The sequence below is a fragment of the Natronorubrum sp. A-ect3 genome, assembly GCF_041821125.1.
GTDB classification, from domain to species: Archaea; Halobacteriota; Halobacteria; order Halobacteriales; family Natrialbaceae; genus Natronorubrum; species Natronorubrum bangense.
Genome location: NZ_JBGUBB010000003.1, coordinates 209129 through 223371, shown reverse-complemented (window position 1 = coordinate 223371; position 14243 = coordinate 209129). Strand labels below are relative to the sequence as shown.

The window sequence follows — 14243 nt, the reverse complement described above, 5'->3', positions numbered from 1 at the left end:
GTGTTGGTCCGGACGATGTCGGGGAAAGGACCGTACAATCGGGAATCGTTGGAATCGAGTTCATATTCGTCCCGCGTTTGCTTCGCCGTCGTTCGCTTCGAGATGGGGAAGGGAAATAACTGGAACCTCAGGGTCAGTAACGAGATTCGTTGTTATGTCGCCGGTCAGCATCCTCATGATTTGACTACCGCCTCGAGCGCGGAACGCTATCGCGTCTGCGCCGGCGTCAGCAGTCGCAGTAAACAACGCGGGGACGATATCGGTCGCGAAAATTGTTCGCGTATCAACGGTGACGGACTCGCTGAGCGTCGAATCCACGATCGCGAGAAAGTCGGATGCATCCTCCCGACGTTTTTCTAACGGAGCTTTGTCGGGTGCCCCACCTGCCTTCTCGATAACGTGAACGGCCGTCACCCGTTCGATATCCTCGAGATACGGTTGCAGCGCGGCACAGGTCGCTCGTGCGTCCTCTTCCTCTGCGACTGGGATGAGGATATGCTGAAATATGGCCATATCACCTATTCGCAAGCGCAATATAAAAGGCCACTCTTGAATCCGCACGTGAACCGCAGGTGGAGCACTCGTCGGTACGCTTGTCGAATTTGTCCCCACAGTCTCGACACTCGTACAGCTCCGTACTATCGGTATCGGAGCCAGAATCCGCAATCGCTATCTCTGATCGGGGTCCCACTCGCCCACTTCTACGACCAATCCCGCCCGACGAAGCCCGTCAGCGAGCGGATCGCCGATAGCTGCCGCCGGGGTGAGGATGCCACCCTCGAGCGGCGAGTCGATCCGATCGCAGACGAGACACATCGCGGCCTCGCCGAGCATCCTCGCAGTCGCGCCGTAACCCGGATCCCAGTCGGCGCTGATTTGACTCTCAACTACGAATGGCCCGTCGGTAGCGGTTCCGCGACCGAGCACGCGAATCGTAAAGTACCCGTTCTCGATCTCTGCTCTCGTCGGTCCCTCGCCTGGATCGGGGAACGCGAAGCGACGGAGGGCTTCCCGTGTCGGGCCAAAGGCCAGTGCTCCAGTCGCCAACCCGAGGCCGGCCGAGACGGCGCTTGCACCCATCATACCGACGGGACCTGATCCGACGGGGACGACCTCCGTACACTCGAACTCGCGACCCCACGGATAATCGAGCAGGGCATTACTCCGTCGAATCACCCGCTCGTTCATGACCGCCATCGGTGACGGGCCTGTCCACTCCCCTCGAAGCGAATCTTTTCTCGGGAGGGATTGTGCGCCCGGATCGACGCCGTCGCGCTCACCCGGCGGCGCCAGCGAATACGGGTTCCGAAGCGTCTGCCGGGCGACCGGGTCGGTGGACGCGGCCCGAAACACTTCGGCGACACTCGACATCGTTCCACCGCTTACCCCGCCGCGACCGTCCTCGAGGTAGATTCGAACCAGATCACAGGCAGTCCCGAACTCGTCGATAGCGAACGACTGCACGAGCTTCGTGCCGAGGTCGGCCGGGATCGAATCGAACCCGCAACTGTGGACGATACGAGCGCCCGCATCGACTGCATCGTCGTGGTACCGGTCGATCATCTCTCGGACCCAGTTCACTTCCCCGGTGAGATCGCAGTAGTCCGTTCCGGCCGATATACACGCCTCGACGAGCGGTGTGCCGTACTTGCTGTACGGGCCGACAGTCGTACAGACGACGCGGGTATCCTCGGCGATAGCGCGCAGGCTCTCCGGCTCCGTTGCATCGCCGATGACGATCGGGAGCTCCTCCCATCCGGAGCGCTGCTCCACGAGTGCAGCTTCCAGTTCGCGAAGCCGCGTCTCGTCGCGACCGCCGAGGGCGAGCGAGAGGTCGTCCGACGTGTACTGTTCGGTGAGGTACTCGGCGACGAGACGGCCGGCGACGCCGGTTGCACCCCAAACGACGAGATCGTATGTCCGGTCGGTGTTCGACACGAGTATCAGTCGTTTAGTGGCCCATCAGCCTCAACCGTTCGGTGGTCTTCACACTGAGCCCACGCCACTACACAAAATAGCCGTTAGCTGGTATGGCAGTGCGGTTTTGTATTCGGCGTGCGAAAATCGATCATGCCAACAGTTACCGTTCGTGGTCGAGAACTCGAGTGTGAACGAGGCGCAGTGCTCCGAGACGTTCTCCTCCGAGCGGACGAGTCACCGCACAACGGCCGGGCGGACGCACTCAACTGTCGCGGGCTGGGTACGTGCGGAACCTGTGCCGTTGCGGTGTCCGGCGAGGTGAGCAACCCCGGACCTCGAGAACGACTTCGACTGGCGACTCCGCCACACGTTGCCGATTCCGGGCTCCGGCTCGCCTGCCAGCTCCGAGTCGAAGACGACCTGGTCGTCGAGAAGCATCCCGGATTCTGGGGCCAGCACACCGGTCGAAAGAGCGAAGACACGGAGAAACCGTGAGCGACGAGATCGAACTTACCGTGATTGACGACGGTGAACGGTCGACGATCACGGTCGAACGCGGAACGACGCTTCGGGACGCCCTCCGTGATCGAGGGTTTTCGGTCTACGGGACGGTCTCGTCGCAGCTCAATTGCGGGGGACGGGGACTGTGTGCGACCTGTACCGTCGAGGTCGACCCAGCACCCGAGCCGGTCCACTGGCACGACACTGCTGCCGTCCGATTTGGCTACCCGCGGCTGTCCTGCTGTATCGAGGTCGACCGACCGATGACGGTCAGACTGCTACAAAAGCACGTCTGGGGGCAGGTCCTCCCTCAGCGATCACATCGGTGAATCGCCTCGAGGCATTCTTCCATACTGCTTGTACACGTGTCTCAGCGGATCGACGTACCATACGCTGAATAGGGACTGAAACGACTTTCAAGTGTGACACTCACACTCGAGGGCGAGTACACAACCGCCCAGATCATGGTCGACGACGAATCGCTCGTCGAAGCGAACTGCCTCGAGCAGATTCGCGAACTCATCGACCATCCGGCGTTCACCGAGCCGGTCAGGGTGATGCCGGATGCCCACTGGGGTGCAGGCGCGCCCGTCGGATTCACGATGGAACTCCCCGACAAAATCGTGCCGAACATCGTCGGTGTCGACGTCGGCTGTGGGATGGCCGCCACCGATATCGGGACCGAACTTCCACTCGAGGGACCGGAACGCGAACGACGCATCCGCGAGCGCGTGCCGATGGGTCGAGGAGTCCACGACTACGACGACGCCTCACATCTCGTCGACGAGTTCCCCTTCGAGCGGGCGAACGACGTCTTCGACCGGTTCGCCGCCGCCTACGAGGAGCGTTTCGGTCGGACGATCGATCCGCTCGAGTTCGACTTCGACGGCTACGACGGCGACTACTTCACACAGCTGTGTCGGCGCGTCCTCGCTCGCCAGCGCCAGGGGATCGGACACGTTATTCGGAGCGCGGGCACCCTCGGCGGTGGCAACCACTTCATCGAGTTTGCGAAGGCACGTGAGACGGGCCACTACTGGCTGGTCGTCCACAGCGGCTCACGCTACCTGGGGAAATCCATCGCCGAGTTCTGGCAACACAGAGCAAGTCAGTATCGTCACGCCGACGCGATCCGCGACGACATCCCCGAACAGTACGATGAGTATCTCGAGTTCGACCTTGAGACGGTGAGCGATCACGACCTCTACGAGTGGGTCACTGGCGGGAAAGGCGAATCCCACCTCGACAAGGAGCGTCTCCGGGCGGATTTCGAGGATGATGACCTCGAGGAAGCGTTCGGCGTGCTTTCGCGACCACAGGACGCGGTCGAAGAGCGCAACGAGGAGCTCGACTGGCTCGAGGGCAGGGAGGCCCACGGCTACTACGTCGATATGCTCTTCGCTCAGCAGTACGCCCGGTGGAACCGCGAGCTGATGAGCGAGGCTATCTGTGACGAACTGGACGTCGACCCAGTCGATCGGATCGAGTCGATCCACAACTACATCGATTTTCGGGACCTGACGATTCGAAAGGGCGCGACACCGGCACGCGAAGGCCAACGGCTGATCATCCCGTTCAACATGGCCGAGGGATCAATCCTGGCCCGCGGAAAGGGCAATCAGGAGTGGAACCGGACGGCACCCCACGGAGCCGGACGCATTATGGGACGAGGAGAGGCCCACGAGAAACTGAGCGTCGAGGCGTTCGAAGCGGCGATGGCAGACGTCTACTCGGAATCGGTCGTCGAGGCCGTCGTCGACGAAGCACCGATGGCGTACAAGCCGACCGAGGCGATCGCAGACGCCATCGAACCGACCGCGGAGATCGTCGACTGGCTCGAGGTCGTGCACAATCTCAAGGCCAAAGAGTGATCGCCGGCCGGCAGTACTGGCCCACTCACAACCCGACGTCCCACCGCGTTTTAATCCGCTGAACCGTCCGGAAGCTGCGTGTACGCGCCGATCATCGCGCCATCGAGGGCAACTCCCTCGAGCGCTGTGCCCTTGTCGACGATCGAACTGCGAACGGTCGCTCTCTCGAGGGTCGCTTCCGGGAAGATCACCGCCTGTTCGACGTCCACGTCGACGAGGCTCGCCCCCGCCATGATGTGCACGTTCGACCCGACCGTCGTCGCCTCGAGGCTCGCGGTCTCGTCGACCAGCGACTCGCCGTCGAGGTGCCAGGCGACGGCGTCGAGGTAACTCTCCAGCGTCCCGACGTCGAACCACTCTTCCTCGAACGCGAATGCGTACGTTGGAACCCTGGAGTGAAGCCACGAGACGAACCAGCCCGGCTCGTCTGGATTGTTCCCCGCTTCTAGGTACTCGGTGAACAGCGACAAGGTTTCCCTGGGAAACACGTAGCAGCCGGTCGAGACGAGTGTCCCCTCGGGGTCGTCGGGCTTCTCTCGGAAGCCGACGACACGATCGTCGTCGAGTTTGACGACCCCGTAGGATACAGCCCGTTCCCGACTGCCGACGTCGTGGACGGCAATCGTCGGCGCGTGCCGCTTATCAAACCGATCGAGAAACGCGCCGAGTTCGAAGTCGATGACGTTGTCGCCGGCGAGCACGAGGAGATCGTCGTCGATTGACTCACGTTCGATCAGCTCTGCGAGCGCGCCGACGACGCCGAACTTCTCGCCCTCCTCGCGCGTCCGCTCGACCGATAGCTGCGGTTTATTCCACGGGCCATCCGCCAGGTGCTCCTCGAACGTGGGGGCGAACCGTTCGTTCGTACTAACGTACGCCGCCCCGATCCGGTCGTCCCGTTCGATGTCGTCGTAGAGCCGGTCAACAATGGCTGTCTCTCCGAGCGGGAGGAACATCTTCGGACGGTGCCTCGTGATCGGCCAGAGGCGGGTCGCGTATCCGCCGGCCAGGACGACCGCCTTCATCGGCTCGCCCCCGCGCCGACGCCGGGTCGCGCCCCAACAACGACGCCACATCGATCGCGTTCGTCCAGACGGCGACTGCCGAGATCCAGGTCCAATTCGAAGCGGATCGCCAGGCCTCGAACCGCGCCGCCGACAGCGGGACGTCGACCGCCCCGGTACCCCGTCATGTCTGGTCCTCCAGCTCCGCGACGGTCAGTATCGTCTCGATCGCGACGTCCGGCGACACCGAGATCGAGTCAATGTCGGCGTCGAGCAGGAAGTCCGCGTAGTCGGGGATCGTCGACGGTGCGTCGCCGCAGATGCCGACCGGCCGATCGTGGCGGTGGGCCGCATCGATCAGCTCGCTGATCAAGCGAGTGACTGCCTCGTTCGTCTCGTCGAAGAGCGGTGCGAGCTTCTCGGAGTTCCGATCGACACCGAGGACGAGCTGCGTAAGATCGTTCGAGCCGATAGAAAACCCGTCGAACATCTCCGAGAACCGATCTGCGAGGACGATGTTTGCCGGGAGTTCGGCCATCACCCAGACGTCCGTCTCCTCGCGTGAGAGTCCGTACTCGGCCATCATTTCGAGCACTCGCGTGCCTTCTTCTGGGGTGCGACAGAACGGGACCATCACGGTTACGTTGTCTAGCCCGACGTCTTCGTGCACCTGCCGGAGGGCCTCACACTCCAGCCGAAACGCCTCGCGGAACTCCTCGTCGTAGTAACGGGAGGCCCCGCGCCAGCCGAGCATTGGGTTGGCCTCCTCGGGTTCGTGCTTCCACCCGCCCTCGAGATTGCGATACTCGTCCGTCTTGAAATCGCTGAGTCGGAAGATGACGTCGTCCGGGTAGAACGCAGCGCCGATCTTTGCGATCCCGGTCCGCAGCGCGTCGACGAAGCGTTCCTCTTCGTTCCGCTCGAGTAACTCCTTCGGGTGATAGCCCACGTGAGCGGTTACGATGAACTCCTCTCGCGCCAGGCCGACGCCGTCGACCGGGAGGCTGGCGAGTGAGAACGCGCGATCGGGGTCGCCAAGGATCAGCTTGATCTCGGTGTCGGTCTCCGGCAGTTCGTCGATCACCTCCTCGGTGACCTCGTACTCAAGCTCGCCCTCGTAGACCCGCCCGGTGTCCGTCGAACAGTCGATGGTCACCGGGTCGCCGTTGGACAGGGTCTCCGTTGCCGTCCCGGTGCGGACGATCGCGGGTATCCCAAGCTCCCGAGAGACGATCGCCGCGTGCGAGGTCTTGCCGCCTCGATCGGTGACGATTGCGCTCGCCCGCTTCATTACGGGCACCCAATCCGGATCAGTCATCTCGGTGACAACTACGTCACCGTCCTCGACGCGGTGCATCTCCCGGTGGTCTGCGAGGACGCGGACTGACCCTGTTGCCACGGCGTTGCCGATCGCGATTCCCTCGAGCAGCTGGTCACCCGATTCGGTGAGTTCGTGTGTGCGGAGCACGTTCTCCTCTACCGCTCCGTGGACTGTCTCCGGCCTCGCCTGGACGATGAACAGTTCGTCGAGTTCGCCGTCGACGAGCCACTCGATGTCCTGAGGGGTCCCGAAGTGGTCCTCGATTCGGCTTGCATACGTGGCGAGCTCCCGGATCCGGTCGTCAGAGAGCACAACCGCCTCGCGCTCTGCGTCCGGGACCGACTCCAGCTTGGTGCCTCCGTTCCGTCGGACCATCCGCTGGGACTTCCCGCCGAGTTCCTTCTCGACGATCCCGTTCGTCGGTTCGAACACGATGTACCTGTCCGGGTCGACAGCGCCCTGAACGATCGGCTCGCCGAAGCCGTAGGCTGCTTCGATCACCACGACGTCGTCGAAGCCGGTGTCCGGATCGAGGGTAAAGAGCACGCCTGAGGACGCCAGATCCGCCCGCCCCATTTTTTGGACGGTGCAGGCGAGTTTCACGTCGAAGTGATCGAAGTCTTTGTTCTCGCGGTAGGCGATCGCGCGGTCGGTAAACAGCGAGGCGAAGCAGTGTTTGATCGACTCGAGCAGTTCAGTCTCGCCGGCGACGTTCAGGAACGTCTCCTGCTGGCCGGCAAAGGAGGCCTCGGGGAGGTCCTCGGCTGTCGCAGAACTCCTAACAGCGACCTCCGGATCGTCGACGCCGAGTTCATCGCCCAGTTCGGCGTACCGCTCACAGACTGCTGACTCGAGTTGTGGCGGCATCGACGCCTCCGAAATCGTCCGTCTGATCCGTTCCCCGCGTCGCTGAAGGTTCACGACATCGTCGGCGTCCAGTCCGTCTAGTTCCGACTCAATTGCTTCGTGTATGCCCGTCTCCCCGACGTAGTAATCGTACGCCGACGCAGTCGTCGTAAACCCGGGCAGGACGGGCACGTCGAGGTCCGCGAGTTCACCGAGGTTCGCGCTCTTTCCGCCGACAGCGTCCGTGTCGTCGCCGCTCAACTCATCCAGCCATCGGACGAACGAATCTCGTGGCATCGGTCCGTCACTCGGACCACGCGGACGACAATAAGTCCGAAGGGGTGTCGGAGGCGACGGCCACCCCAGGATTATCCCGCTGCGTCTGGGAGAGGGTCGTACCATGCAGGACGCCCATGCTCAACTGGAGGCGGATGTCGCCGCACTCGAGGAACGTCCCGTGTTCGTCGCGTACAACGCAAACGTCGATGCGATCGTCCGAGTCGACGAAGAACTGGAATCGTTCCTCGAGCGCCCGTCTGATCCCGGCTCCGAACCGCTTTCGAGCCCGCTGACTTCGAAACGGGAACTCGCGGCGGCGATTGCACACACGATGGCCGCCGGCCGGGGCGACGAGATCGCGATGGTCGACGAGTTCGCGACGACGCTCGAGTCGGAACTGGATCCCGACAGTCAGCAGATGGGCGGCCAGGCGGGAATCATGACGAACCTGCTCACCGCGCTGGGAACCGCACCGATCACGTACACGTATCTGGTCTCCGAGCGACAGCTCTCGATGTTCGAACACCCCGAGAAGGTTCGGTATCCGACCGTCGAAGACGGTCAAGTGAGCTACGCGTCCCTCACCGAGGCCGTCAACACGGATCGCACGAAGATCAACTGGGTGTTCGAGTTCAGGGAGGGAGACGAGTTCTTCGGCGTGACTGCGCCGGAGGACACCCGGTTCATCGCCGCCTCGAGACCGCCGGAGTTCGACCTCTCTGCGGGGGAACTCGACGAGGCGATCGACCAGGTCGGCGAGGTCGTCGACGGCGCACTCCTCGCAGGGTATCACAATCTCACGCCCGATCACGTCGAAGCGGGGTACGAGGAGACACACCGCCACGCACGCGACGTCATCCACCGCCTTCGGTCAGGGGGTGACGTCGACGTCCACGTCGAGTACGCCGTCACCCACGACGACGAGCTCAGGGACAGTATGTACGAGTGGATCCTGCCGGAAGCGAACGTCGTCGGTGCCGATACCCACGAGCTGACGATGCTGCACGACGACGCGGGGATCGACGCCGTCGAGGAGCCGCCGTCGGAGGCGACCCCGTTCGAACCCGAGGAGATTCTCGACCACTACCGGATGCTCGAGGCGGTCCGCGAGGAACTCGGCGTCGACTGTCTGCAGTTACACGCGATGGAGTACCATCTCGCCGTGATGGAGTCGTACCACTCGCCGGAGGCGCTTCGACGGGGACTCGAGTTTTCCGCCGTCAACGCCGCCACCAAGGCCGCGCTGGGACACATCTCCGACCCCGAGGACCTCGAGACGGGCCTCGAGTACGAGCCGTCGTCGAAGGGGCAGGAAGCGATCGAACTGCTGGCGGAGCACCTCGGTGAGACCGCCGAAGACGGCGTCCTCGAGACCCCCACGGTCGCCGCCTGTCCGAACCGGGTCGTCGACGACCCTGCGGGGACGGTTGGCATCGGCGATATCGTCTCCTCCTCGAGTTTCGTCCTGGAACTCGCCGTGGCCAATGATCAATAAGGGAGAAAGACGGTTTCGGTGAGTTCCATCACGGATGCTCGGCGCTGACCGGCACGCAAAACACCGGCACATCGGCTTGGCGGACGACGTTTTCGGTGACGCTTCCGAGGAACCACTGACCGATCCCCGTCCGGCCGTGGGTCCCCATGACGATCAGGTCGACGTCGTTCTCGGTCGCATAGGAGGGTATCTCCCTCACCGGAGCGCCGGTCACGATCGACCCTGTGACGCTCACTCCGGCATCCTCGCCGTGTTCTCGGACCCCATCGATCGCTTTCTCACCTCTCTGTTCCATGAACTCGAGGAGGGCGTCGCTCGCTCGCTCGTCGTCGATCGGACTCGTATCAATCGAGTAGAGCGCGTGTATCGACGACTCGAGACGACTCGCAAGTTCGATCCCCCACTCGGTCGCGATCGCCGCACCGTCACTCCCGTCCGTGGGCAAGAGGAACTGATCGAACGCCACGTCGGCGACCGAGGAGTCGTCGGCGTTCGGCGGGACCGCAAGTACTGGGATCCGTGCCGTCCGGAGGACGTTCTCGGTCACGCTGCCGAGGAGAACCCTGTCGAGCCCCGTTCGGCCTTTCGTCCCCATGACGATGACGTCGATCTCGCGTCGACTGGCGTACTCTCTAATCGACTGGAACGGAGTCCCCGTCTTGACCGTGGTCGTGACGTCGAGCTCCTCGTCGTGGTCCGTGGCCAGTCGTGTGATTTCTTCGACTGCTTTCTCGGCGTTCTCTTCGAACGATGGGAGGTCCAGTTCGTCGAGATCTGACGCCTGGAGTCGGGATTCGACGATCGACAGTACGTGGACGTCCGCGTCGATTCGCGACGCGAGCGCGATCCCACGTCTGGCACCTGCGAGTGCCCCGTCGCTGCCGTCGGTCGGTATCAGTATCGATTCGATGAACCGGCTCATGGGCTAGTCTTCGATTGCTTCACCTCCTCGATGGATAACTGTGTGGGGGTCGTCGGATCGGTGCCGTCGCGAATTCCCGTACCGATTCCTGACCGTTTCAGGAATCGAGTTCTAGGGAGTCGACGAAGATCTCGAAAAGGTCCACGAGCTGTCGAGGAAGCAAGAACTGCTCCCGGACGTGTTCCCGGGCGTTGTCGCCAAACGCTCGTCGACGCTCGTCGTCCTCGAGCAGGTCGGCGATCCGATCGCCGGCGCCAACGGCGTCGTCGGGCTCGACGAGGTAGCCGTTCTGGCCGTCTTCGATCTGCAGCGGGATCCCGCCGGCGGTCGAACCCACGACCGGTGTGCGCTTCCAGAGCGCCTCTGCGACCACGAGCCCGAACCCCTCGCGCAGGGACTTCTGGACGACGACGTCCGACAGCCGTTGGAGGGCGTTTATTGTCGCGTCCGGGAGGTCTGTCAGAGTATGGACGTCCGGATCGTCGACCGCTTCTGCGGCGACCTGCTCGTACAGCTCTAGCCCCTCCGGATCGTCGCCGGCCATCCCGCCAGCCAGCGCCAGCTGGAGCTCCGGGACCTCTTCTGTGGCGGTTCGATACGCCTCGAGAGTCCCGAACTGATCCTTCCACGGATCGAAACGGGATACCTGTGTCACCACCGGCGCGTCGAACGAGAGCGGATCCAGTCGATCGCGTTCGGCCGCCAGTTCGTCGTCCTCGAGCGATCGGTTCTTCTCCGTCACTGGATCTATCGAGGGATAGACGATGCTCGTTGTCGGGGCGTCGATCACCGCGTACGCCGAGCGGCTGAAGATCGCATGATCGATCGGATCGGTGTACGCCGAGACGAACGCGAGATACTCCTCGATCGGGTCGGTGAGATCGACGTGACACCGCCAGAGGATGGGTGCGTTTGGCATTCGTTCGTCGAGTCGCTCGAGCATGCCAAGCGTCTGGGGATCGTGAGCCAGCACGAGATCGTACTCGTCTTCGATCTCGGCCGCGTTGGCCGCGGTTACCTCGCGATAGGTGGCTTTCATCTCATCGGTCAACGGCTCGCCACTTCCCTGGAGGCCGTTGTGGACCGCCTTCGTGACCTCGAAAAAGTCGTCGTCGGCGTCCATGACGAGCCAGTCGGTGTCGATACCGAGGTCGTTACAGAGCGGAACGATCGATCGGAGTAGTTCCGCGACGCCACCCCCCGTCGCGGTCGAGTTGACGTGAAGGATCCGGACGCCGGAAAGCGTCTCGGCCAGCGTGCGGAGTCGCTCGAGGCGGTCGCGCTCTGTCACGGTGGCGTACGCCTCGATTGATCGATCCGGGAGTGAGGGAGGATGCATTGTCGATACTCCTCACGACGACGACGACGCTAGTATCAGTTGGGGGCGGTCACCTGAAGAAACTGGTTAGAAGGCGCTTATGTACCGATATCTAACGATTCGGGCCAAGGAATTTACCGTCCGAAGGTGGATCTCCAGCTATGGAAACAGAGCCAACAGCGACGGACGACAGCGGTGGAACCGGTGCGAACCTTCGAATCGGAATCAACGGCTTCGGACGGGTCGGCCGATGTCTCCTCCGTGCGTCGCTGACCCACGACGACATCGATATCGTTGCGATCAACGACGTGATGGACGACGACGACATGGAGTATCTGCTTCAGTACGACTCGGTTCACGGCCGTCTCGACAGCGTCTCCCGTCGCGACGACACCCTCTTCGTTGACGATCAGGAGTTCCAGTTGCTGTCCGAATCCGAGCCGTCGGAACTCCCGTGGGACGATCTCGAGGTCGACGTCGCTTTCGAGGCGACGGGGCTGTTCAGGACTCACGACGAGACCGCTCAGCATCTCGAGGCCGGCGCGGACAAGGTGATCATCTCGGCGCCGCCGAAGGGCGAAAAATCGGTGCCGATGTTTGTCTACGGCGTCAACCACGGGGAGTACGACGGCGAAGACGTCGTCTCGAACGCCTCCTGTACGACGAACTCCGTCGCGCCGGTTCTGCAGGTGCTCAACAAAGAGTTCGACGTGGTCTCCGGGTTCCTGACGACAGTCCACGCCTACACCGGTAGCCAGGGGCTCGTGGACGGCCCCATGGACAAGCGACGGCGCGGCCGCGCCGCTGCCGAGAACATCGTCCCGACGACGACCGGTGCGGCCGGCGCGACCAGCAAAGTGCTCCCCGAGTTCGAGGGGAAACTCGAGGGGATGGCGATGCGGGTCCCGGTCCCAAACGGGTCGGTCACCGACATCACTGTCAATATCAAGGAGGACATCGAGCGGGACGAAGTGATGGACGCGATCCGGACTGCAGCCGACGATGAAATGTCCGGCATCCTCGGCTACACCGACGACAAGATCGTTTCGCGGGACATCGTCGGACTGCCCTTTGCTTCGTACGTCGACCTCGAGTCCCTGATGGTTGCGGCCAACGACACGGTGAAAGTGTTGGCCTGGTACGACAACGAGTACGGCTTCTCGAATCAGATGATCAAACTCGCGAAATACGTCGCGAGCCAGTCGGAGAGCATCAACGCCGAACGAACCGCCGTCCCCTGATACGGAATGTTGTACCGATTTGCCGGCATGGCCTCCTTCCGTTGGCTGATGTGCCGAAAACGACGTCCAGCGGTCCGTCTGATCACAAAACGACCCCCAGCGGTCGGTAAGCGGAGATGCACACGTACGAGCGCCCACCAATGACTACATTTCGAACCATCGACGACATAGCGCCCGATCAACGACTGCTCGTCCGGATCGACGTCAACGCTGCCGTCGAGGACGGCACCGTCCAGGACAGTCGCCGGTTCGCCCGTCACGCCGAGACGATCCAGGAACTGCTCGCGGACGACCACGCCATCGCCTTACTGGCCCACCAGGGCCGGCCGGGCCGGGACACGTTCGTCTCGCTCGAGCAACACGCCGAGATTCTCACCGGCCACCTCGACCACCCCGTCGAGTTCGTTCCCGACACCGACGGCGATGACGCACTCGTGGCCATCGGCGGCCTCGACTCGGGAGATGTGCTCTTGCTCGAGAACACCCGGATGTGCGATGGAGAGTTACCCGAGGAAGACCCCGATACGAAGGCCGAAACGGATCTGGTCCAGACGCTCGCTCCCGAGTTCGACGCCTACGTCGGAGATGCGTACTCGGCCGCCCACCGATCGCACGCCTCGATCGTTGGCTTTCCGCGCGTCATGGACGCATACGCGGGCCGCGTGATGGAGACAGAGTACGAGGCGAACACGGCGCTTCGGGACCGCGAGTTCGACGGCACGGTCACGATGATACTCGGCGGGACGAAGGCCGAGGACGCGATCCCCATCGTCGAGCAGCTCGACGACGCCGTCGACCGGTTCTGTCTCGGTGGCGTCGTCGGCGAACTCTTCTTGCGCGCGGACGACCGCGATGTCGGCTACGACGTGGACGAGTCGGCGCTCTTCGACCACCAGTGGGACGAGCACCAGGAGACGCTCGAGCGCGTGCTCGAGGCCTACCGCGACCGACTCCATCTCCCGACCGACCTCGCCTTCGAGGACGACCGCGGCGAGCGGGGAGAGACGACCCTCGAAGGCGTGTCGAAAGAGCGCCCCTTCCTAGACGTCGGGTCGAAGACGGCTGCGCGGTATGCCGACCTCGTCGCCGGATCCGAAGCCGTCTTCGTCAAGGGCGCGCTCGGCGTCTTCGAGGACGAGCGGTTCGCGCGCGGTACCGTTGAGGTCCTCTCGGCTATCGCGGAGGCCGACTGCTTCTCGGTCATCGGCGGGGGAGACACCGCTCGCGCGTTCATGCTCTACGACCTCGACGAGGAGGACTTCACGCGCGTCTCCATCGCCGGCGGAGCGTACGTCCGCGCGCTCACCGGCGAGCCGCTGGTCGGGGTAGAGGTGCTCGAGGACGACGGCTGAGGATCCACCAGCAGTTCGGCGGGGCCCGACACCACCTCGTTGGCGTCGCCGGTCGCCCGAGGACGTCACTCGCTCACACCACCCCCACAGTTTGGACTGTTCACGGCCAGTAGTCGTTTGCTGCCAGACCCTCGCCAACAATATTACCAGTCAAGAAAGTCTATGTTCCATAT

Annotated in this window: 13 protein-coding genes; 6 read left to right on the top strand and 7 right to left on the bottom strand. The window is 63.1% G+C overall.

Annotated elements, in window-relative coordinates:
* Window positions 1-60: 60 nt before the first annotated feature.
* Both ACERJA_RS13035 and ACERJA_RS13030 read right to left on the bottom strand, forming a co-directional pair.
* The gene (locus ACERJA_RS13035) at window positions 61-513 is read right to left on the bottom strand and encodes a universal stress protein (RefSeq protein WP_373608693.1); all 453 of its coding nucleotides are present in this window, start codon (window positions 511-513) and stop codon (window positions 61-63) included.
* Window positions 514-669: 156 nt separating this feature from the next.
* Complete coding sequence (locus ACERJA_RS13030) at window positions 670-1938, bottom strand: trans-acting enoyl reductase family protein (RefSeq protein WP_373608691.1); 1269 nt, start codon at window positions 1936-1938, stop codon at window positions 670-672.
* Between the two features lie 132 nt (window positions 1939-2070).
* On the opposite strand from ACERJA_RS13030, the gene ACERJA_RS13025 reads away from it, so the two are divergent.
* The 3 genes from ACERJA_RS13025 to ACERJA_RS13015 all read left to right on the top strand — a co-directional run bounded on the left by ACERJA_RS13025 (window position 2071) and on the right by ACERJA_RS13015 (window position 4292).
* Window positions 2071-2415: a 2Fe-2S iron-sulfur cluster-binding protein gene (locus ACERJA_RS13025; RefSeq protein WP_373608690.1), complete on the top strand. Its 345-nt coding sequence runs from the start codon at window positions 2071-2073 to the stop codon at window positions 2413-2415.
* On the top strand, window positions 2412-2750 hold the full coding sequence (locus tag ACERJA_RS13020) for a 2Fe-2S iron-sulfur cluster-binding protein (RefSeq protein ID WP_373608689.1): 339 nt from the start codon (window positions 2412-2414) through the stop codon (window positions 2748-2750). Before ACERJA_RS13025 ends, ACERJA_RS13020 begins: the two co-directional genes overlap by 4 nt.
* Window positions 2751-2843: 93 nt before the next feature.
* Window positions 2844-4292, top strand: a complete 1449-nt coding sequence (locus tag ACERJA_RS13015; RefSeq protein ID WP_373608688.1) for an RtcB family protein — start codon at window positions 2844-2846, stop codon at window positions 4290-4292.
* Between the two features lie 50 nt (window positions 4293-4342).
* Here ACERJA_RS13015 and ACERJA_RS13010 read toward each other — a convergent pair whose 3' ends face one another.
* The 3 genes from ACERJA_RS13010 to ppsA are packed head-to-tail and all read right to left on the bottom strand — an operon-like array spanning window position 4343 to window position 7760.
* Window positions 4343-5317 carry an NDP-sugar synthase gene (locus ACERJA_RS13010; RefSeq protein ID WP_373608686.1) on the bottom strand — a complete coding sequence of 325 codons (975 nt, stop codon included), beginning with the start codon at window positions 5315-5317 and terminating at the stop codon, window positions 4343-4345.
* Window positions 5314-5484: a hypothetical protein gene (locus tag ACERJA_RS13005; protein ID WP_373608685.1), complete on the bottom strand. Its 171-nt coding sequence runs from the start codon at window positions 5482-5484 to the stop codon at window positions 5314-5316. The genes ACERJA_RS13010 and ACERJA_RS13005 overlap by 4 nt, the downstream gene beginning before the upstream one ends.
* Window positions 5481-7760 (bottom strand): pyruvate, water dikinase, encoded by a 2280-nt coding sequence (gene ppsA, locus ACERJA_RS13000; protein ID WP_373608684.1) that lies wholly within the window; start codon window positions 7758-7760, stop codon window positions 5481-5483. Before ppsA ends, ACERJA_RS13005 begins: the two co-directional genes overlap by 4 nt.
* Before the next feature lie 103 nt (window positions 7761-7863).
* Here ppsA and ACERJA_RS12995 point away from each other — a divergent pair, with 103 nt between their 5' ends.
* Window positions 7864-9237, top strand: coding sequence for an ADP-dependent glucokinase/phosphofructokinase (locus tag ACERJA_RS12995; RefSeq protein ID WP_373608682.1), 1374 nt, complete (start codon window positions 7864-7866; stop codon window positions 9235-9237).
* Window positions 9238-9265: 28 nt separating this feature from the next.
* On the opposite strand, the gene ACERJA_RS12990 is transcribed toward ACERJA_RS12995, so the two are convergent.
* On the bottom strand, window positions 9266-10159 hold the full coding sequence (locus ACERJA_RS12990) for a universal stress protein (RefSeq protein WP_373608680.1): 894 nt from the start codon (window positions 10157-10159) through the stop codon (window positions 9266-9268).
* Between the two features lie 97 nt (window positions 10160-10256).
* The gene (locus ACERJA_RS12985) at window positions 10257-11498 is read right to left on the bottom strand and encodes a glycosyltransferase (protein ID WP_373608678.1); all 1242 of its coding nucleotides are present in this window, start codon (window positions 11496-11498) and stop codon (window positions 10257-10259) included.
* 140 nt (window positions 11499-11638) lie between these two features.
* Between ACERJA_RS12985 and gap the strand changes: the two genes are divergently transcribed.
* Together gap and pgk are read left to right on the top strand one after the other, a co-directional pair.
* Complete coding sequence (gap, locus tag ACERJA_RS12980) at window positions 11639-12718, top strand: type I glyceraldehyde-3-phosphate dehydrogenase (protein WP_373608677.1); 1080 nt, start codon at window positions 11639-11641, stop codon at window positions 12716-12718.
* Window positions 12719-12858: 140 nt separating this feature from the next.
* Complete coding sequence (gene pgk / locus ACERJA_RS12975) at window positions 12859-14070, top strand: phosphoglycerate kinase (protein ID WP_373608676.1); 1212 nt, start codon at window positions 12859-12861, stop codon at window positions 14068-14070.
* Window positions 14071-14243: the final 173 nt, after the last annotated feature.

What these genes read in the sequence shown, in the direction of transcription:
- ACERJA_RS13035 (WP_373608693.1), bottom strand. Translation starts at nt 513, where the DNA reads ATGGCCATATTTCAGCATATCCTCATCCCAGTCGCAGAGGAAGAGGAC.
- ACERJA_RS13025 (WP_373608690.1), top strand. Translation starts at nt 2,071, where the DNA reads ATGCCAACAGTTACCGTTCGTGGTCGAGAACTCGAGTGTGAACGAGGC.
- ACERJA_RS13010 (WP_373608686.1), bottom strand. Translation starts at nt 5,317, where the DNA reads ATGAAGGCGGTCGTCCTGGCCGGCGGATACGCGACCCGCCTCTGGCCG.
- ACERJA_RS13005 (WP_373608685.1), bottom strand. Translation starts at nt 5,484, where the DNA reads ATGACGGGGTACCGGGGCGGTCGACGTCCCGCTGTCGGCGGCGCGGTT.
- ppsA (WP_373608684.1), bottom strand. Translation starts at nt 7,760, where the DNA reads ATGCCACGAGATTCGTTCGTCCGATGGCTGGATGAGTTGAGCGGCGAC.
- ACERJA_RS12995 (WP_373608682.1), top strand. Translation starts at nt 7,864, where the DNA reads ATGCAGGACGCCCATGCTCAACTGGAGGCGGATGTCGCCGCACTCGAG.
- ACERJA_RS12990 (WP_373608680.1), bottom strand. Translation starts at nt 10,159, where the DNA reads ATGAGCCGGTTCATCGAATCGATACTGATACCGACCGACGGCAGCGAC.
- ACERJA_RS12985 (WP_373608678.1), bottom strand. Translation starts at nt 11,498, where the DNA reads ATGCATCCTCCCTCACTCCCGGATCGATCAATCGAGGCGTACGCCACC.
- gap (WP_373608677.1), top strand. Translation starts at nt 11,639, where the DNA reads ATGGAAACAGAGCCAACAGCGACGGACGACAGCGGTGGAACCGGTGCG.
- pgk (WP_373608676.1), top strand. Translation starts at nt 12,859, where the DNA reads ATGACTACATTTCGAACCATCGACGACATAGCGCCCGATCAACGACTG.